The organism is Natrinema pellirubrum DSM 15624 (assembly GCF_000230735.2).
Taxonomy (GTDB): domain Archaea; phylum Halobacteriota; class Halobacteria; order Halobacteriales; family Natrialbaceae; genus Natrinema; species Natrinema pellirubrum.
Window position 1 is genome coordinate 1,318,801 of the sequence record NC_019962.1, and the last position, 18,466, is coordinate 1,337,266.

Here is an 18,466-nt window from a genome sequence, read left to right on the forward strand (position 1 = left end):
GTGAGACGGCGTCCTCTGTCCCTCGACGATCGTCGAAGTCGAATTGGCCGTTTCCCGTGACAATTCTCAGTGCCTGAAAGTAGCAACCTGTTTATATTCCCGTTTCGGCCTTCCGATGCCGACAGGGACCCCGCGATGACCGATTCAGACTCTCAGACGGACGCAGGCGACGAAACGGACGGTACGGACAAGACGGAACAGCTCCGGTCGCTGTATCTCTCCGTGACCGACGGCGACGCCGAGCCGGTCGTCGAGACACAACGGGAGGACTCCGACCGCCGAGAAATCGACGAAGCGCGGGCCGACGAAGCCGTCGGACCGGCCGAACTCCACGGGCTCGACGACGCGATCGACGACCCCGAACCCGCCGACTGACTCACCTTACTCGAGGTCCGCACCGACCGCGTCCTCGACCGAGGCGAACCCATCACGCTCGAGCAACGCGGCCAGTCCGCGGTTGATCCGCTTTGCGGTCGAGGGGCCCTGATAGACGAACCCGGTATACAACTGGACCAGCGAGGCACCGGCCCGGATCTTCGCGTAGGCGCTTTCGGCGGAATCGACGCCGCCGACGCCGACGATCGGCAGGTCGCCGTCGGTGTACTCGGCGAGCGACCGAATGACGGCCGTCGAGCGGTCCGCGATCGGCTTGCCGCTGAGCCCGCCCCACTCCTCCTGCTCGGGCGACGTGAGTCCCTCGCGGCTCGTCGAGGTGTTGGTCGCGACGATGCCGTCGAGGCCGAACTCCTGAACGATGTCGACGAGATCGAAGATCGACTCTTCGGGGTCGTCGGGGCCGATCTTCACCAGTATCGGCACGTCGCGATCGTTCTCGGCCTCGAGGGTCTCGAAGATCGCCCGCAGATGCTCGGGCGACCCCTCGTCGAACTCCTCGGGCGTGTTCGGACAGGAGACGTTGACGACGACGTAGTCGGCAAAGGGCGAGAGCCGGTCGAAAACCCGGCGATAGTCCTCGATGGCTTCGGCTTCGCTCGAGGAGTTCATTTTGCCGATGTTCACGCCGAGCGGAATCCCGGGCGTGCCGTCTGCCTCGAGCCGCGACTTGACCCGTTCCATCCCCTGCCCGTTGAAGCCCATCCGGTTGATCATCCCCTCGTCCTCGCGCAGCCGGAAGAGGCGGGGCCGATCGTTGCCCGCCTGCGGGTAGGGCGTGACGGTGCCGATCTCGACGAAGCCGAAGCCGAGCGCCTCGAGCGCGTGGGTCACTTCGGCGTTCTTGTCGAAGCCGGCCGCGACCCCGACCGGGTTCGGGAACGTGGTATCGAAGCGGTCGACCTCGAGAGCTGGATCGTCGTACCGATACGCATACGAGAGCGCCGCCCGCGTCGGTCGCGTCGACTGAGCCGCCCGGAGCGTCCGTTTGCCCAGGTCGTGGGCCGTCTCGGCCGGCAGTTTGAACGCGAGGGGGCGGACCCGCGAGTACAGCGTCATTGCCGGGACGTGGGGGCGGCCAACAGGTAAACGTCCCGAAGCGGCGCGCCCGGTCGCTCGAGGGGCCGTCCGCAATCAGAGCGACTCGAGGACTTCGCTCACGTCCGCGACGGATCGCAAATCGTCCAGCGCTGCCAGCGCGTCGTCGGTGGCGACCGCAGTCGGCGCGCGGTCGGCACACATCCGGAACTTCTCGCACAGTTCGTCGATCGAGAGCGGGTCGTCGTGGGTGCCCGGCGGCCGCTCTCGGGTGCGTTCGTACGTCTCGCCGCTGCGGGTCGTTACCGCGACCCGGGCGGCGTTGGAGTCGTAGGCCAGCCCGTCGCCGACGGTCAGCGTGACCCGCTCACGGACGGTCTGGACCGCGGGTTCGTCGATGGAGTCCCGATCGAAGGCGGCGAGTCCGACATCCCGGCGGGCGATCGCGCGCCCGATCAGGTACGGCATCGAGAACTTGGCCTCGAGTCCCGTCTCCGGATCGTCGTGGGCCAGCGCGTCGGCCGCGCCCTGCGAGGCCGTCACGGTCACGTCGTCGATCGCGTCGGGCTCGAGGTCGTACTCGTCGGCAAGCCCGATCGCGGCGTCGATCGCGGCGTGGGTGTAGTAACAGCAGGGATACTTCTTGACGTCGATGCCGTCCTCGAGGATCGACCAGCGGTCGCCGAGGGCGGGCAGGGCCCCGAGGTCGGGCTCGCCGTCGCCGCGATAGAGGTCGAAGAAGCCGCGCTCGCCGTCGATCGCCGTCGAATCCGCGGTCGCGCCCTCGGCGGCGAGCAGGGCAGCGGTCGTCCCGGAGCGAGCGGCCTGGCCCGCGTGGACCGGCTTGGTCGTCGAGCCGAAGTTGCGCTTGAGGCCGGCCGGCATCGAGGCAGCGATCGAGAGCGCGTGTGCGGTCCGCGCGGCCGAGAGGTCGAGCAGGTTCGCCACCGCCGCGGCGGCGCCGAAGAGACCGATCGTCGAGGTGGCGTGCCAGCCGCCCTCGTAGTGGCCGGGACTGATGGGGCTCGAGAGGGAGTGTTGGGTCTCGAAGCCGGCGACGAAGGCCGTCAGCAGGTCCCGGCCGCTCGCGCCCTCGCGCTCCCCGACCGCTAGCAGCGGGGCGACCATCGGTACGCTGGGGTGGCCGTCCATCGCGGCCAGCGCGACGTCGTCGAAGTCGAGCGCGTGGCCGGCGGTCGCGTTCACGAAGACGGCGTCGGACAGCGGCAGTCGGTCGTCGCGACCGAGAACCGTCGTCTCGCCGTGGCCGTCGCTTGCCGTGACCGCGGCGATACTGCCGGCCTCGGCGTCCGCGCCCGCGAGGGTCACGCCGACGGTGTCGAGGATCGCCCGTTCGGTGAGTCGAAGCGCGTCCTCGGGAACGTCGGCGGCGGCGAGCGAACTCACGAACGTCGCGAGGTCGGTCGCGACCCCGCCCGCGTCTGCGTCCGTCATGTCGTGTTCGTCTCTCGGGCAGCGGCATAATCGTGGCCCCGCCGGTCGACTTTTTGACCGGTCGCCGACCCGAGGCCAGCCCGACGCGACGCCGCGACGGAGTCTCGCACGCACCGCCGCGTCCACAGGCAGTTTTAGTATCGTGGCCACACGGGACAGTCGTATGCACGAGCCGACCGAAGGCGACCGCCATTCCTTCGAACGGGCGTTTACGACCGACGACGTCCGCCGGTTCGCCGACCTCTCACAGGACACCCAACCCCGCCACACCGAGCCCGACGCGGACGGCCGACTGCTGGTCCACGGCCTGCTGACCGCGACGCTACCGACCAAGATCGGCGGCGACCTCGAGGTGCTGGCCAGGACGATGACCTTCGAGTTCGTCCGGCCGGTCTACACCGGCGAGACGATCGCCTGTACGCTGACGATCACGGCCGTCACGGAACGGGACGACCGCTACGACCTCGAGGGGGAGGTCGTCTGCGAAAACGAGGACGGCGAGGTCGTCCTGACCGCGAGCCTCGAGGGACTCGTCGAAAAGGCGTAGGTTTCAGATCACGTCCGCGTCGCGCAACTCCTCGATCTCCGCGCTCGAGTAGCCAAGCGCCGCGAGGACGTCCTCGGTATCCTCGCCCAGGTCGGGCATCGGTTCGGCCGCGAACTCGAGTTCGCTCGAGTCGATCGGGGTGTCGACGTAGGGGACGGGGCCGTCCTCGGTCTCGAACTCCTTGACGAGATCGAGGTGGTCGGCCTGTGGATGATCGAGGACATCGTCGAGTTCGTTGACGTCGCCCCACGGGATGCCCGCCTCGGCCAGCCGTTCGGCCCAGTAATCGCGGGGGTAGTCGGCGATCAGGTCCTCGATCAGCGGCTCGAGCATCCCGCGGTTTTCGACGCGCTTCTCGTTCGTTTCGAAGCGCTCGTCCTCGAGCAGGTCGGGGCGCTCGAGGACGTCCGTACAGAGCAGTTCCCAGTGGGCCTCGCTCAGGATGGCGAAATTGACGGACTGGTCGTCGGCCGTCTCGTGGGGACCGTAGGGGGTCAGCAGGTGGTGGCGCATCCCGATCCGCTCGGGAATCTCGTCGGTGTGCCAGTACTTGTGGGGGAAGTAGCCGAGCCATGAGAGGATGCCGCCGAACATCGTGACGTCGAGTTCCTGGCCCTCGCCGGTGCGCTCGCGGTGAAAGAGCGCGAGCAGCGTCGAGATGGTGCCGTAGGTCGCGGCGTTGATGTCACAGATGCTCAGCGGGATCTTGGCCGGAGCGTCGGGCGAGCCGTTCATCGGAATGAGGCCGGTCTCGCCCTGCATGACCATATCGTAGGCCTTGCGGTCCTCGTAGGGGCCGTCGCGGCCGTAGCCCGAGATGTTGAGATAGATCACGTCGTCGTTGTACTCGGTCACGTCCTCGTAGCCGACGCCGAGTCGCTCGACCACGCCTGGCGAGTAGTTCTGGACGATCACGTCGGCCTCGGCGGCCAGCTCGCGGAAGACCGCGCGGCCCGCGTCGGCTTTCAGGTTCAACTCGACACTGAGCTTGTTCCGGTCGACCCAGACGTGGGCCGACGAGTCGCCGTAGACGGCCGTGTCCCAGTGGCGGTTGACGTCGCCGACGCCCGGGCGCTCGACCTTGATCACCTCCGCGCCGAAGTCCCCCAGCAGCCGGGTACACAGCGGCGCGCTGATCCCGCTCTCTAAACTGACGACCGTGATATCCTCGAGCGCGAGCATCAGCAGTCCTCCGGCTGCGTGCCGATCCCCTCGGGCCAGCCCGGCGGCTCCGCGGCGGAAGGCTCGGCGTACTCGCGTTTCAGCACCATCGGGGTGCGCTCCAAGCTCAGGACAAGGTCGTCGTGCTGGTTGTACGCCCGGAGTTCGGTCTCGACGATGCCGACGTGGTCGCGGGACTCGAGTTCGCGCTTCGATCGAACCTCGCTCTCGGCGAAGATGGTGTCGCCGTGAAAGACGGGATTGTGGTGGCGAACGTCGTCGTAGCCCAGATTCGCGGTGGCGTTGACCGAGACATCGATGACGCTCATCCCGACGGCCGTCGCAATGACGACGAGTCCGTTGACGAGACGCTCGCCGAACTCCGTCTCCGCGGCGTAGGCCTCATTGAAGTGCATCGGGTTGCAATTCATCGTCACGTTGGTCAGCCAGACGTTGTCCGTCTCGGTGACGGTCCGGCCGAAGGGGTGCTTGTAGACGTCGCCGACTGCGAAGTCCTCGTAGTAGCGGCCGTGCCAGCCTTCGACGAGGCGTTTGTCGGTCTGTTCGTCCGCGTCGTCGGTGTCGCTGTCGTCGGTCATTGTCTTGGATGGAGAGCAATCGTCGGTCAGTACGAGCGCGACAGTCCCAGCACGTTCTCACCGATGTAGTTCAGGGCGAGCTGCTGGGTGATCGGCACCAGCCGGGTCAGTCGGGCCTCGCGGAAGTAGCGCTCGACGTCGTACTCCGTCGCGATGCCGAACCCGCCGTGGGTCTGGACCGCCGCGTCGGCCGCCTCGTAGGCCGCGTCGGCCGCGAGGAACTTCGCCGCGTTCGCGTATGCGCCCAGGTCCACGTCCTCGTCCGAGGCCGCCCGGTCGGCCGCGTTGTAGGTCAGCTGTTTGGCCGCCTGCAGGCGCGCGTAGGCCTCCGCCAGCGGGTGCTGGATCGCCTGATTCGTCCCGATCGGGCGGTCGAAGACCTCCCGGTCGGTGGCGTACTCGACGGCCCGCTCGAGCGCCAGCCGGCCCAGCCCGATGCACTCGGCGGCGATGACGAGCCGCTCCTCGTTGAGGCCATCAAGCACCTGATAGAACCCGTCGCCCTCGACGCCGATCAGGTTCGACTCCGGAACGCGCAGGTCGTCGAACCAGAGTTCGAACGAGTGGACGAAGTCGCTGGCGGACTTGGGGATCGGCTCCATCTCGAGCGCGCCCTGTTCGTGGGCGTCCGCGAGGTCGACGAGGAACATCGAGATGCCGCGGGTGCGCTTGTCGACGTCAGCGCGGGGCGTCGTCCGCGCGACGAGGACGATGTAGTCGGAGACGTCGACGCGGGAGGTCCAGATCTTCTGGCCGTTGATGACGTACTCGTCGCCCTCCTTTTGTGCGCGCGTCTCGATCGCCGTCGAGTCCGAGCCGGCGTTGGGCTCGGTGAGGCCGAACGCCTGGATCGACGTCTCGCCGGCGGCGACGTCGGGGAGGAGATCGTCTTTGATCTCCTCGCTGGCGTACTCGACGATCGGTACGGAGTTGTAGACGCCGCCGTGGACCGCCTGCGCGGCGCTGAACCCGCCCCCGTTGGCAGCGATTTCTTCCATCATGACGACCGTCTCTCGAGTGCCCATCCCGGCACCCCCGTACTCCGCAGGGAGCAGGATTCCCATCCACCCGTGATCCGCCAGCGCGTCGACGAACTCCTTGGGGTATGCCCCCTCGTCGGCCCGCCGACGCCAGTACTCGCGGTCGAAGTCCGCGCAGATCTCCCGGATGTTGGACCGAACCAACTGCTGGCGTTCCGTCAGTGCCACCGCGTCGCTGAGGAGTCGGGCCATTGGGGGATGGTCTCTCGGTCGGAAGAAAAACGTTATGTGATACCGTGGCTCGGAGGCACATTCGCCGACCGTAACGGCCGCAGCTATTCCTCACCGACGCGTCGATCCGCTTTCCGACAGCGGGGTCGGGGTTCGGACGGCGATCCGATCGCTCGAGACGGCGATCCGATCGCTCGAGGCGGCGTCCCTGCCCCTGGCGGTGAGAACGCGACGTCAGTCCTCGAACCGGTCGCGGACCCGGTCCCGGAGGACGGTCTTCTGGACCTTCTCCCCGTTCGGTCCCTCGGTCGTCGGGAACTCGTCGACGACCTCGACCGCCTCGGGCACCTTGTAGTCGGCGACGCGGTCGTCGAGGAACGCCTCGAGGTCGTCGGTGGGAACGTCGCCGTCGGCGGAGACGACGAACGCGACCGGCACCTCGCCGTGGCGCGGATGGGGCGCGCCAACGACCTCGCAGGCGCGAACGGCGGGGTGGTCCTCGACGGCGGCCCCGATCTCGCGAGGCGCGACGAGAAAGCCCCGGACCCGCAGGGCGTCGTCGAGTCTCGAGCGGTAGTAGACGTAGCCGTCCGCGTCGATCTCGGCGAGGTCGCCGGTGTAGAACCACCCTTCCTCGTCGAAGGCTTCGGCGGTCGCCTCGGGCTTGTCGAGGTAGCCGTCGGCCAGCGGGTAGCCCCGGATCGCGAGTTCGCCCTCCTCGCCGGCCGGCAGTTCCGCGCGCGTTTCGGGGTCGACGATTTCCGCGTCGATCGCCGGATGGATCGGCGGGCCGCCGACCCGTTTGCGCCGCTCGGCGGGGTCGGCCGGGTCGCCGACGAAGAGCTGGCTGTTGGCCTCAGAGAGGCCGTAGGGCTGGACGACCGGGAAGCCGAACGTCGACTCGATCCGCTCGAACAGGGCCTCGTCGAATCCCTTGCTGATGAACCCCACGACGCCCTTGTCGATGGTCTCGACCCGCGTGGCGTCGAAGGCGTCGGCCTCGAGCATGCGCTCGAACATCACGCCCAGCCCGGTGAGGTAGGTGGCGTCGTACTCGTCGACCAGCCGGATCGTCTCGTCGGGATCGAAGTGCGTCTGTGCGACGAGCATGCCGCCGGTCGCGAGGACGCTGAACAGCGTGTTGTAGCCCCAGATCCCGCAGAACGGCAGCGTCGCGACGCCGACGTCGTCCCCGTCCACGCCGAGGTGATCCGCGACGTGTGCGGAGTGGTTCAACAGCGATCGGCTCGACTGGAGACAGCCCTTTGGATCGCTCGTCGTCCCGCTCGTGTAGAAGATCGCCGCCGGGGCTTCGGGATCGGATGCGGGCTCTACGTCGTCGCTCCCCCGCGCTCGTCCCGTCGCCACCACGTCGTCGTAGTCACGCAGCGCCGGCAGTTCGGCCGACGACTCGAGGCTGACGACCGCCTCGAGGGCCGGAAACGAATCGGGATCGAACGCCTCGGGCGGTCCCGCGGCGATCTCGGGAACCGTCGCTTCGAGCATCTCGTGGTAGTCCCGTCCGAGCAGGGCGTCCTCGGTGACCAGCACCGACGCACTCGAGTCGGCGAGCATGTACTCGAGTTCGTGGCTCCGGTAGCGGGTGTTGACCGCGACGGTCGCCGCGCCGAGCATCGAGGTCGCCAGTTGGCAGGCGATCCATTCGGGGCGGTTGCCGAGCCAGACAGCGACGACATCGCCGTCCGAGACGCCCAGTTCGGCGAGGCCAGCCGCGAGACTACGGCTCTCAGCAAGCAGGTCGTCGTACGTCCACGTCTTGCCCTCGAAGACGACGGCCCGCTGTTCCGGCCGCTCGGCCGCGACCGTCGCAATCCCCTCGTAGATGGTTTCTTCTGGCCACGTGAGCATTAGGCGTGCCATCACAAACCACGGATAAAACGGTTGCGTGCCCGGCCGTCTTCGGTTCCCGACTCGAGCGGCTGCCGTAGTTTCGGTGTTACCGCAGGATAGTCGCGTCGTTCCGCGAAATCCGGCTGGCGGACCGGCTCAGGCCTCGCCGACTCGTTCGGCGTCCGGCCCGAAGACCGATTCGAGCAACGTGGGGACGTCCTCGGGGGAGACGTCGGAGTACCAGCGGTTTCGCGGCTGGATCGTGATCGCGGTCCCGTCCTCGCTACAGAGGCCGAGACACGAGGTCTCGCTGACCGAGACGGCGGTCCAGAAGGCGTCGCGCTCGCGCAGCCACGCCTTGACCGCTGCGGCGGTCTCGTCGGCACCGACCGCACCACAGCTCGCGTGTTCGCCCTCGCGGTCGTTCGTACAGACGAAGACGTGGGCGTCGAGCCGCTCGGTGTGTTGCTCGGTCCGGTCGTTCATGGGCTCGTCAGCAGGTCGTCGTGGCGCTCGGCTGCCGGCTGCGCGCCGGCCCGCGTCTGGAGCCAGCCGAAGCAGGCGGCCACCAGCGCCCAGAGCGCGGCCTGACTCAGGACGGTCAGTCCACGGAACGCGGTCACCAGGTCGGCCGACAGCGCACCGGTCTCGACGATCGTCGGTGCCGCGACCGTCGTAACGACGACGAGTACGACGATCGGGACTGCGGCCACACCGACCCCAAGCGGCCGGTTCTCGGGCGACAGACGGCCGTAGCCATAGACCGACGCCGCGGCGACGACGGCCCCGACGGCCATCATTCCCGCGTAGATCGCGCTGCGAAGTGTCGGGTCGAACGCCAGTTCGGCCCCGGGCGTCGTTGGCGGCAACACCAGCCACGGGGCGACCGAGACGGTCAGGAAGCCGGCCGCGGCCAGCACGTAGGCCTTGACCCGCCCGCGGCCGGGCAGCGCCGGCTCGAGGAAGTAGAAGGCGAGCGCGAAGGCACCGCCGAGCAGGATTCCCCAGAGGACGCCGCTGCCGATGCTGACGGCCGCGGTCGTCGCCTCGCTGACCGCGTGAGCGCCTTCGCCGGCGGCATGGGCGTGTTCGCCGGCCTCGTGTGCGTGTTCACCGGCGTGGGCGTGGTCGCCGCCCTCGGCGCGCGTCTCCATATAGCCGACGAGGGGATTCGCGACTAGCGCCACGTAGGCTCCGTAGGCGATCCCCGCGATCGCCCCGGCGAGGACGCCCCGCTTGAGGTAGTCGACGAGCATCAGTGGCAGATGACGCCGGCCGCGTGCCGGAAGTTGTGCATCGCGTCGTGAGCCAGCGGCTCCTGCAGGAACAGCAAGGCAAACGTCGCTGCCGCGACGAACGCGAAGACGGCGAGCAGTTGTCCGGTTGTGAGGTCGTCACGTGCGGTCCCGATACGATCGTGGACGGTGTCGGTCGTCGTCATGCAAGTCAGTTTTCCCTACTGAAACTCCGATTGTAAAACTACCGATCGTCCGCCGCCGGCACCGTATTTCTCCGCCGTCGACCGTGCGACGGAACGGAACTCAGACCGTCACGAACGATCCGAATGAATTCGACGGATCGGGCGACTGCTGGGGAATAACGAAATCGTTTTCCTACGGCTGACGCTTGACTCGACCAACGAGAGTCATGCATATCCAACGACGGTCACCCGGAGGGAACGGCCGTGGCGGTTGAACGCCTGCTCGTCCCGCTGTCGGACACGGTGACCGTCCGACAGACGGTCGGTTACGCCGTCCAGTCGGGCCTCGAGCGTGCCGACTCGCTCGAGTGTCACCTGGTCGTTGCCCTTCCCTACGACGACGACGTCCCCGAGAGCGCGCGCCAGCACGAGGACGCCGACGACCTGCTGTCGCGGGCACGCAACTGGGTTCAGGAAGACGCCGGCGAGGCCGACGTGACGATCGAGACGGCGACGCTGGGCGCCGACGAGTACCTCTTCGGTCCCCGCGACTACGCGGAGATCTTCGACGCCTACGCCGCCGAGAACGACCTCGACCGAGTCGTCCTCGATCCCGAATACGAGCCCGGCGTCACCGCCCGCATCCTCCAGCCCCTCGAGCGGGAACTCGACCGGATCGGACTGGCCTACGACGAGGCACCGGTCGAGCGCTCGACCCGCCGCGGCCGACTCACGGGAAGCGAGGACTTCGACCGACTGTTCGCGACGTTTATGGTCTCCTATGGCTTCTATCTCGTCCTGGGCGATCCCACCTACTGGTTCGATCTGGTTACCGGCGCGGCGGTCGCGGGCATCGTCGCCATCTCCCTTGCGCGAGTGACGTTTTCGGTGCCGCTGGACCGTGTCCAGTCGCCGATCCGGGTCGTCCGCTTTGCCCTCTATATCCCTTACCTGCTCTGGGAGATCGTCAAGGCGAACATCGCGGTCTCGGCCGTGATACTCCGGCCGTCGATGCCCATCGAGCCGACGCTGACGCAGGTCGACTCACGAGTCAGAAGCGGGCTACCCCTGACTGCGCTGGCCAACAGCATCACCCTCACCCCGGGCACGCTGACCGTCCGGGCCACCGACCAGCGGCTGCTGGTCCACACGCTGATCCCCGCCGCCCGCGAGGATCTCTTCGACGGCGGCCTGGAGCGAGGGATCAGATTCGTCTTCTACGGCCGCGAGTCGGCCGCGATCCCCTCGCCGCGCGAACGCGACGACGCCGAGATCGTCGGAGGTGACGAGTTGTGACGCCGGTCCCGCTCGAGGACGTCTTCCTCGCCGCGGCCGGCCTGTTCGTCGTGTTGGCTATCGCGATGTTCTACCGGGCGGTCGTCGGGCCGACCACGCAGGACCGACTGCTTGCAGTCAACGTCCTCGGGACGAACACGGTCGTCATCCTCGCCCTGCTGGCGGCGGGACTCGATCAGCGGTGGTTTCTCGACGTGGCGCTGATCTACGCCCTGCTGAACTTCCTGATGTCGGTCGCCATCTCGAAGTTCACCGTCGAACGGGGTGGTGTGCTGTGATCGAACCGACCCCGCTGCAGGTAACCCTCGAGACGGTCCGGTTCTGGGCGATCGTCGTCCTGCTGGGACTGGGCGTGTTCTTCACGCTCGTCTCGACGATCGGCGTCCTCCGACTGCCGGACATCTACGCGCGGGCCCACACCGCCTCCCAGACGGACACGCTCGGGGCGGGCTTTGCCCTGGCCGGCGTCGCCCTGGCCTTCGGCTGGCAGCACGCGGCGGTCTATACCGTCTTGTTGCTGTTTTTCGTGTTCATCACGAACCCGACGGCCGCCCACGCGATCGCACGATCGGCAGCCGAGACCGGCGTCGAACCGATCCTCGCGGAGGAAGGCGAAACGGACGATGCGACCGCCGAAACGGAGGGTGAGAATCGATGAGCCTCTTCGTCTACTCGCTCGTCGCGTTCGTCCTCGCGACGGCGGTGGCGACGGCGCTGTTTCGCGACGTGTTGTCCACGATTATCGTCTTCGGGGCCTACAGCCTCGGGATGGCGATCATCTATACGTTCCTGCTTGCCCCCGACGTGGCGATGACCGAGGCCGCGATCGGTGCCGGCGTCACGACGCTGTTGCTCTTACTGACGATCGCGCGCACGACCCGACCCACGACCGACCGGCTCAGAGAGCGGATCCACGTCCCGGCGGTCGTCGTCGTCGGCGCGTTCGTCCTCCTGCTGTGTACCGCGGTCCTGCCGGAGATGTACGCGGTCGGCAGCACGGAGACGCCGGTCTGGTCGAACCCCGAAGTGACCCAACACTACATCACGGAGACGTACCACCAGACTGGCGTCGAGAACGCCGTCACCGCCGTCCTCGCGGCGTATCGTGGGTTCGACACCTTCGGCGAGGCGGTCGTCGTCTTCGCCGCCGGCGTCTCGACGCTGCTCGTCTTGAAACGCGAGGTGTTCGCCTGAATGTCCGACTACGACGATACCTACACCGAGAGTCAGGTGATCATGACCGCCGTCAAGATCATTGCACCGTTTACGCTCACCTACGGGCTGTTCATGACCTTCCACGGGGGCGACGCCCCCGGCGGCGGCTTCCAAGGGGGGACTGTCGTCGGCGTCACCGTCCTCATGCTCGCTTTCGCCTTCGGGATCGAACCGACCCGGCAGTGGCTCAGAAATTCCTTCATTACGGGTCTCGTCACCGGCGGCGTCGTCATCTTCGGCGCGATCGGGCTGGGGATGATCGCGCTCGGCGGGGAGTTCCTCGAGTTCTACAAGCTCAAGGAGGTCTTCCATATCAAGCCCAAGTGGGGGCTCGAGGCCGTCGAGATCGGCGGCATCTCGCTGATCGTCTCGGGGGTCATCATCAGCCTCTTCTTCACGATGGCCGCGGGCTTTACGCCCGACCGGCCCAGCGGCACCGGTGGCGTCAGCGGCGTCGACGTCGACGACGCGCCGGACGCGGCCGAGCCGGAGGTGAGCGACGATGATTGAGCTGCTGACGAGTCACTACCTCTACGTCCTGACGTTCGTCCTGCTCGGACTGGGGATCTACATGGTGATCGCCAGCGAGAACCTCGTGAAGAAGCTGATCGGGGTGAACCTGTTTCAGACGGCCATCTTCCTGTTTTTCGTCGCGATGGCCTACATCGATGTCGACGGGGCCTCGGCACCGATCGTCCCCCACGAGGGCACGCCGGGCGAGGTCATGGTCGCGAGCCCGCTACCGCAGGTCATCGTCCTGACCGCCATCGTCGTCGGCATCGCGCTGACCGCCGTCGGGCTGGCGCTGATCATCCGCATCTATTCGGAGTACGGGACGCTCCGCGAGGACACCCTCCGGGAGGTGCGTGCCGATGAGTAGCATCGACCTGCTGCCGCCGCTGCTGATCGCCGCTCCCATTCTGGCGGCGACGCTGCCGATCGCGCTCGGGCTGTGGTTCGACCGGACCGGCTGGTCGGTCGCCGCAGCAACGACCAGCGGCCTGTTCGTCGGGGCCGTCGTCCTCGCGAACGCCGTCTACACCAACGGAGACGTGAGCCACCGGCTCGGCGGCTACCCCCGTACCTACGGGATCGAACTCGTCGCCGACGAGTTCTCGATGCTGATCGTCCTGCTCGTGACTGCGGTCGCGACCGGCGTCCTCGCGTACACGCGCCGGGGCGGCCCGCGCGGGAACACGTTTTACACCGCCTACCTGCTGTTGACCGCCGGCCTGCTCGGCATCTCGCTGACTGGCGACGTGTTCAACCTGTTCGTCTTCCTCGAGATCACGAGCATCGCGACCTACGCCCTGGTCGCCAGCGGTGACGGCCCCGAGGCGGCGGTCGCGGCCCTGAAGTACCTGATCCTGGGGACCGTCGCCGCCTCGATGTACCTGATCGGGGTTGCGTTCGTCTTCATGGCAACGGGGACGCTCAACATGGTCGAACTCGCCGGCGCCATCCCCGAGGCCAACACCACCCTGATCCGGGCCGGGATCGCGTTCATGATCGTCGGCTTCGCCGTCAAGGTCGCCCAGTGGCCGCTGCACACGTGGCAGCCAAGCGCCTACCAGCGGGCCCCCGACGGCGTGACGCCGCTGATCGCGGCGCTCGTCTCGACGGCCTCCGCGTACGCGTTCGGCCGCATCATCGTCACCGTCCTCGGGGTCGAGTACCTCGCGGGCACGCCGAACGTGGCTCCGATCGTCCTGACGATCGGTTGCGTGAGCGTCCTCGCCGGCACCGTGCTGGCGGTGATCCAGACCGAGGTCAAGCGGATGCTCGCCTACTCGTCGGTCTCGCAGTTCGGACTGGTACTCGCCGCCTACGGCGTCGTCATCGCCGGCGAGTCCGAAACCGCGCTGATCGGTGCCGCCATCCACCTCGTCGGACACGGCGTGTTGAAAGCCGGCCTCTTCCTTGCTGCCGCACTCGTCGCGACGAGCTACGGCGCACGCACTGTCGACGAATACGCCGGCCTCGCTAAACGCCGGCCGTTCGTCGCCGGCTCCATGGCCGTCCTCCTGCTGGCGCTAGTCGGCGTCCCGCCGGGCGTCGGCTTCGTCGGCAAGTGGTACATCGCCTTGGGCGCCGTCGAATCACAGCTCTGGCCAGTCGCAGCCGTGATCTTCCTCAGCACCATGCTCACCCTCGCCTACGCCGCTCGCCTGCTCGAGAAGATGTACTTCACGCCGTCGGCACCCGCCGACGCGAGTCGTCCGGGGCCGGCCGCGACCGACGGCGGAACGGCCGACACCGACGCCGCGGCCGCGACCGACGGCGGAACGGCCGACACCGACGCCGCGGCCGCGACCGACGGCGGAACGGCCGACACCGACGCCGCGGCCGCGATCCGCGGCGCGGGGGCGGCTGATCCCGTCTCGATCGGCATGGTCGCCGTCGTCGTGATCGCCGCCGTCGTCGCCGTCGCGCTCGGCTTCGCCGGCGGCACGATCGCCGACCTGCTCGAGCCGTTCCTCACGGAGGTGTTCAACTGATGGTCGCAGACATCCGCCCGCTTGCGGCCGTCCTCGTCTCGGTGGTCGCGATCGTCCTGATCGTTGCGTCGCATCGCCGGCCGAACCTCCGCGAAGGGTGGTCCGTCCTAGCCGCCCTCGCGAAGTTCGCCATCGTCGCGAGCATGCTCCCCGCGGTCATGGACGGGACCGTCTTCCGGTGGAGCCTCGCCGACTCGACTGGTGTCGAGTTCCTCGCAGGGCTGGACTTCGCCCTGCGAGCCGACCCGCTGGGGATCTTCTTCGCCCTACTGGCGAGTTTCCTCTGGATCTTTACCTCCTTTTACGCGGCGGGCTACATGCGCGGGCTCGACGAACACTCCCAGACGCGCTTTTTCGCTTCCTTCGCCGCCAGCCTCTCGGCAGCGGTCGGGATCGCCTTCGCCGCGAACCTGGTGACGATCTTCGTCTTTTACGAACTCCTGTCGCTGGTGACCTACCCGCTGGTCGCCCACAACGAGGACAGCGAGGCCCGCATCGCCGGCCGGAAGTACCTCACCTACACGTTCTTCGGTGGCGGGGTCTTCCTGCTCGCCGGCACCGTCATGATCTACTGGCTGACGAGTCTCGTCGGCGAGCCGACGCTGGCCTTCGAGGCCGGCGGGATGGAGGCGCTGGCTGCGGCGGCACAGGCTGAGCCGGTCTACGCACAGGCCGCTTTCTTCCTCCTGATCGCCGGCTTCGGCGTTAAGGCTGCGCTGATGCCGCTTCACTCCTGGCTCGCGGATGCGATGGTCGCGCCGACGCCCGTCTCCGGGCTGCTCCACGCCGTCGCGGTCGTCAAGTCCGGCGCGTTCGGCATCGCTCGAGTCATCCTCGAGGTCTACGGGCCGGGACTCATTTACGATCTCCCGCTCGATGTCCCGGGAATCGGCGAAATCGGGCTCAACATCCCCGTCGCCATCGTCGCCGCGTTCACGCTGACTGCGGCCAGCATCATCGCGATGCGGAAGGACCACCTCAAGCGCCGGCTGGCCTACTCGACGACGGCCCAACTCTCGTATATCGTCCTCGGACTCTCCTTGCTGCACCCCTATACCGTGGTTGGGGCCCTGTTCCATATTCCCGCCCACGCGTTCGCGAAGCTGACGCTGTTCTTCTGTGCTGGGGCGATCCACGTCGAGACCCACACGGACTACATCAGTGAAATGGCAGGGATCGGCAAACGGATGCCGCTGACGATGGCGGCGTTCACGATCGGCGCGGCCGGCATGGCCGGGCTCCCGCCGGTCGCCGGCTTCGTCAGCAAGTTCTACATGTTGATCGGCAGCGCGGACGTCGGCGGGAGCTACTGGCTCTTTGCCGGCGCACTGTTGCTCTCGGCGGTGCTTAACGTCGGCTACTTCTGGCCGGTCGTCTACACCGCCTTCTTCGAGAGCGAGGACAGCCACGACGCCAAGCCGCTGCTCGAGTTCCCGGCCGGCGGGCTGGTTCAGTCCTACCGCACCGAGGGGGACGACGTCGCCGCCGACGGCGGTCGGCCGACCGACGGCGAGGCCGATGCGCCTGCCGGCGACGCGGACGCGACCGAGACGGAACACGCCGCCGCAGCCGACGACGGCGACTACGAGTACGCCGTCGACGAGTACCCGAGCGATGCCGACGTCCCCGTGGGCGGGCAAGTCAGTGCCGTCGACCACCACGGCAACCACGACGACCACCTCACCGGCGGGCCGCCGGCCGACGTCTGGCAGCGCCGCTCGCCGTTTACCGAAAGCACGTGGCTCATGCTCGCGCCCATCGCTGTCATCGCGACGGGCGCGATCGTCCTCGGAGTCGGTCCCGACTACGCGGTCTTCCTCGAGCTGGCGACGCGGATCGTCGAGGAGGTCTTCGGAATGCCCTTCGAGGAACTGGGGACCGTCCCCTTTGACGAACTCATGACGGAGGTGAACAACTGATGGAACTCGAACTCCTGTCGCTTGCGTACCCGCCGCTGTTGATCTTCGCGGCGGCACTGCTCGTCCTCGTCCTGCCCCGGATCGCCGGCTTCACCGTCGGCGCGCTCAGTCTGGCAGCCGTCCTCGCGATCTCGCTGATCGCGCCGGAAGGCCAACACCTGGCCGGGACCTTCCTCGGGTTCGAGGTCGTCCCTTACTACATCGACGACTTCTCCCGAATGGTCGGGCTCGGGCTGGGCTTCCTCGGGGTCTGTAGCGTCATCTATGCCTACTCGAGCGAGGCCAGTAAGACGCTGGTCGCGTTCGCGCTCGTCTACGTGGCCTCGTCGGTCGGCGCGGCCTTCGCCGGCGACTGGCTCGTCTTGTTGTTCATGTGGGAACTGATGGCCGTGACCAGCACGCTCGTGGTCTGGCACTACGGCGGCGACGCGGTCCGGGCCGGCTTCCGGTATGCCCTCTTCCACGGCACCGGCGGCGTCCTCGTGATGTTGGCAGTCGCCGCCCACTACGTCCAGACGGGCACCTTCATCTACGACGGGACCGGGATCGCGGACGGAATCCCGGCCCTGCTCGCGGTACTCGGAATGGGCGTCAACGTCGCCTTCATCGGCGTTCACACGTGGCTGCCCGACACCTACCCGCGGCCCCATATCGCCGCCTCGGTGTTCCTCTCGGTCTACACGACCAAGACCAGCGCGTTCGTCCTCTACCGGGCGTTCCCGATCGGTGCCGAGAGCGACCTCGGTATCTACATCGCGTACATGGGTGGCCTGATGTCCGTCTACGGCGCGACCTTCGCGCTACTCCAACACGACATGCGGGCGCTGCTCTCCTATCACATCCAAGCCCAACTCGGCTACATCGTCGCCGGGATCGGCATGGGTGCCTGGATGATCGAGAGCGAAATCGCCGTCGCTGGCGCGATGAGTCACCTCTTCAATAATATCCTGTTCAAGAGCTTGCTGTTCATGGCCGTCGGCGTCGTCATCTATCGGACCGGCGAGGAGGACCTGTACGAGCTGGGCGGGCTCTGGCGTGAGATGCCCCTGACCGCGATCGGGTTCGGCCTCGGCGCGCTCTCGATCACCGCGATTCCCGGCTTCAACGGGTACGTTAGCAAGGGGATGCTCTTCGACGCAGCCGATCCCCACTATTACGGAATCGAGGCCTCCGAGCCGCTGTACTGGCTGCTCTGGCTCGGTGCGATCGGCACGCTACTATCCTTTATCAAGCTCGGGTACTACGTCTTCTTCCACGGAGAGAGCGACGTCTCGGTTCCCGACGCCAAGCCCGGCCAGACCGTCGCGATGCTCGGCCTCGGCGCAGCCTGCGTCCTCTTCGGGGTCTGGTGGGAGGGGCTGGCCGACCTCGCGCCGACGCTGCACGCCCACGGCGGCGGTGAGTTCACGTTCGCCTATCCGAACGACGGCGAAGGCCACATGCATCCCTACAGCACGAGCCACCTCCAGACGGCGGGCGTTCTGACTGCCGTCGCCGCGATCACGTTCGTCGTCGTCCGCAAGCCCCTCTCGAAACTCGACCTCGGGGATCCGGCGATGATCGTCTACCCCATAACCTATCACGTCAGCCGATGGACGATGCTCGCGGTGACCGAGATCTACGCTGCCGTCGACCGAGTCGTCGTCGGCGGCGTCAAGCGCTGCTACTGGATCGGAAACAATCCCGTCCTCGCGGTCAACGCGGCCGCACGGCGGCTCCCGCTGGTCGACGTCGAGGAACGGCAGCCGACGGACGGCGGCCGGCCGTCGACGATCCACCTCCGAACGAGCATCGGAACGACCGTCCTCCTACTGACGCTCGTCCTGACGGTGGTCCTCTGGCTGCTCGTCGTCTGATCGTTCG

Annotated in this window: 20 protein-coding genes; 11 read left to right on the plus strand and 9 right to left on the minus strand. The window is 67.4% G+C overall.

The window, feature by feature from the left end; translation table 11 throughout:
• Nucleotides 1-135: 135 nt before the first annotated feature.
• A complete protein-coding gene (locus NATPE_RS06410; RefSeq protein WP_006179568.1) occupies nt 136-375 on the plus strand; it encodes a hypothetical protein in 240 nt (79 codons plus the stop codon).
• A gap of 6 nt (nt 376-381) precedes the next feature.
• Here the strand turns inward: NATPE_RS06410 and NATPE_RS06415 are convergent, their stop codons facing one another.
• Both NATPE_RS06415 and NATPE_RS06420 read right to left on the minus strand, forming a co-directional pair.
• Nucleotides 382-1,452, minus strand: coding sequence for a quinone-dependent dihydroorotate dehydrogenase (locus tag NATPE_RS06415; protein WP_006179567.1), 1,071 nt, complete (start codon nt 1,450-1,452; stop codon nt 382-384).
• Between the two features lie 75 nt (nt 1,453-1,527).
• A complete protein-coding gene (locus NATPE_RS06420) occupies nt 1,528-2,886 on the minus strand; it encodes an MmgE/PrpD family protein (protein ID WP_006179566.1) in 1,359 nt (452 codons plus the stop codon).
• 163 nt (nt 2,887-3,049) lie between these two features.
• On the opposite strand from NATPE_RS06420, the gene NATPE_RS06425 reads away from it, so the two are divergent.
• Complete coding sequence (locus NATPE_RS06425; RefSeq protein ID WP_006179565.1) at nt 3,050-3,433, plus strand: MaoC/PaaZ C-terminal domain-containing protein; 384 nt, start codon at nt 3,050-3,052, stop codon at nt 3,431-3,433.
• 3 nt (nt 3,434-3,436) lie between these two features.
• On the opposite strand, the gene NATPE_RS06430 is transcribed toward NATPE_RS06425, so the two are convergent.
• From NATPE_RS06430 to NATPE_RS06460, 7 genes are all read right to left on the minus strand, one after another.
• Complete coding sequence (locus tag NATPE_RS06430; RefSeq protein ID WP_006179564.1) at nt 3,437-4,615, minus strand: CaiB/BaiF CoA transferase family protein; 1,179 nt, start codon at nt 4,613-4,615, stop codon at nt 3,437-3,439.
• A complete protein-coding gene (locus NATPE_RS06435) occupies nt 4,615-5,193 on the minus strand; it encodes a MaoC family dehydratase (RefSeq protein ID WP_006179563.1) in 579 nt (192 codons plus the stop codon). The genes NATPE_RS06430 and NATPE_RS06435 overlap by 1 nt, the downstream gene beginning before the upstream one ends.
• A gap of 26 nt (nt 5,194-5,219) precedes the next feature.
• Entirely contained in the window at nt 5,220-6,425 is a 1,206-nt protein-coding gene (locus tag NATPE_RS06440) for an acyl-CoA dehydrogenase family protein (RefSeq protein ID WP_006179562.1), read from the minus strand.
• A gap of 213 nt (nt 6,426-6,638) precedes the next feature.
• Nucleotides 6,639-8,273: a class I adenylate-forming enzyme family protein gene (locus tag NATPE_RS06445; protein WP_006179561.1), complete on the minus strand. Its 1,635-nt coding sequence runs from the start codon at nt 8,271-8,273 to the stop codon at nt 6,639-6,641.
• A 138-nt stretch (nt 8,274-8,411) separates the two neighbouring features.
• A complete protein-coding gene (locus tag NATPE_RS06450; protein WP_006179560.1) occupies nt 8,412-8,741 on the minus strand; it encodes a (2Fe-2S) ferredoxin domain-containing protein in 330 nt (109 codons plus the stop codon).
• Nucleotides 8,738-9,511, minus strand: coding sequence for a CbtA family protein (locus tag NATPE_RS06455; RefSeq protein WP_006179559.1), 774 nt, complete (start codon nt 9,509-9,511; stop codon nt 8,738-8,740). Before NATPE_RS06455 ends, NATPE_RS06450 begins: the two co-directional genes overlap by 4 nt.
• Nucleotides 9,511-9,696, minus strand: coding sequence for a CbtB domain-containing protein (locus tag NATPE_RS06460; protein ID WP_006179558.1), 186 nt, complete (start codon nt 9,694-9,696; stop codon nt 9,511-9,513). The genes NATPE_RS06455 and NATPE_RS06460 overlap by 1 nt, the downstream gene beginning before the upstream one ends.
• Before the next feature lie 243 nt (nt 9,697-9,939).
• Here NATPE_RS06460 and NATPE_RS06465 point away from each other — a divergent pair, with 243 nt between their 5' ends.
• From NATPE_RS06465 to NATPE_RS06505, 9 genes are read left to right on the plus strand one after another with little or no spacing between them, the layout of a single operon-like run.
• The gene (locus NATPE_RS06465) at nt 9,940-10,971 is read left to right on the plus strand and encodes a monovalent cation/H+ antiporter subunit E (RefSeq protein WP_006179557.1); all 1,032 of its coding nucleotides are present in this window, start codon (nt 9,940-9,942) and stop codon (nt 10,969-10,971) included.
• Nucleotides 10,968-11,249, plus strand: coding sequence for a cation:proton antiporter (locus NATPE_RS06470; protein WP_006179556.1), 282 nt, complete (start codon nt 10,968-10,970; stop codon nt 11,247-11,249). The genes NATPE_RS06465 and NATPE_RS06470 overlap by 4 nt, the downstream gene beginning before the upstream one ends.
• On the plus strand, nt 11,246-11,629 hold the full coding sequence (mnhG, locus tag NATPE_RS06475) for a monovalent cation/H(+) antiporter subunit G (protein ID WP_006179555.1): 384 nt from the start codon (nt 11,246-11,248) through the stop codon (nt 11,627-11,629). Before NATPE_RS06470 ends, mnhG begins: the two co-directional genes overlap by 4 nt.
• On the plus strand, nt 11,626-12,165 hold the full coding sequence (locus tag NATPE_RS06480) for a DUF4040 domain-containing protein (protein WP_006179554.1): 540 nt from the start codon (nt 11,626-11,628) through the stop codon (nt 12,163-12,165). The genes mnhG and NATPE_RS06480 overlap by 4 nt, the downstream gene beginning before the upstream one ends.
• A complete protein-coding gene (locus NATPE_RS06485) occupies nt 12,166-12,696 on the plus strand; it encodes an MnhB domain-containing protein (RefSeq protein ID WP_006179553.1) in 531 nt (176 codons plus the stop codon).
• Nucleotides 12,689-13,066, plus strand: coding sequence for a cation:proton antiporter subunit C (locus NATPE_RS06490; protein WP_006179552.1), 378 nt, complete (start codon nt 12,689-12,691; stop codon nt 13,064-13,066). The genes NATPE_RS06485 and NATPE_RS06490 overlap by 8 nt, the downstream gene beginning before the upstream one ends.
• Nucleotides 13,059-14,684 carry a monovalent cation/H+ antiporter subunit D family protein gene (locus NATPE_RS06495; RefSeq protein WP_015298844.1) on the plus strand — a complete coding sequence of 542 codons (1,626 nt, stop codon included), beginning with the start codon at nt 13,059-13,061 and terminating at the stop codon, nt 14,682-14,684. Before NATPE_RS06490 ends, NATPE_RS06495 begins: the two co-directional genes overlap by 8 nt.
• Nucleotides 14,684-16,603 (plus strand): proton-conducting transporter transmembrane domain-containing protein, encoded by a 1,920-nt coding sequence (locus tag NATPE_RS06500; protein ID WP_006179549.1) that lies wholly within the window; start codon nt 14,684-14,686, stop codon nt 16,601-16,603. Before NATPE_RS06495 ends, NATPE_RS06500 begins: the two co-directional genes overlap by 1 nt.
• Nucleotides 16,603-18,459, plus strand: a complete 1,857-nt coding sequence (locus tag NATPE_RS06505; protein ID WP_006179548.1) for a Na(+)/H(+) antiporter subunit D — start codon at nt 16,603-16,605, stop codon at nt 18,457-18,459. The genes NATPE_RS06500 and NATPE_RS06505 overlap by 1 nt, the downstream gene beginning before the upstream one ends.
• The last annotated feature ends 7 nt before the right edge of the window (nt 18,460-18,466 follow it).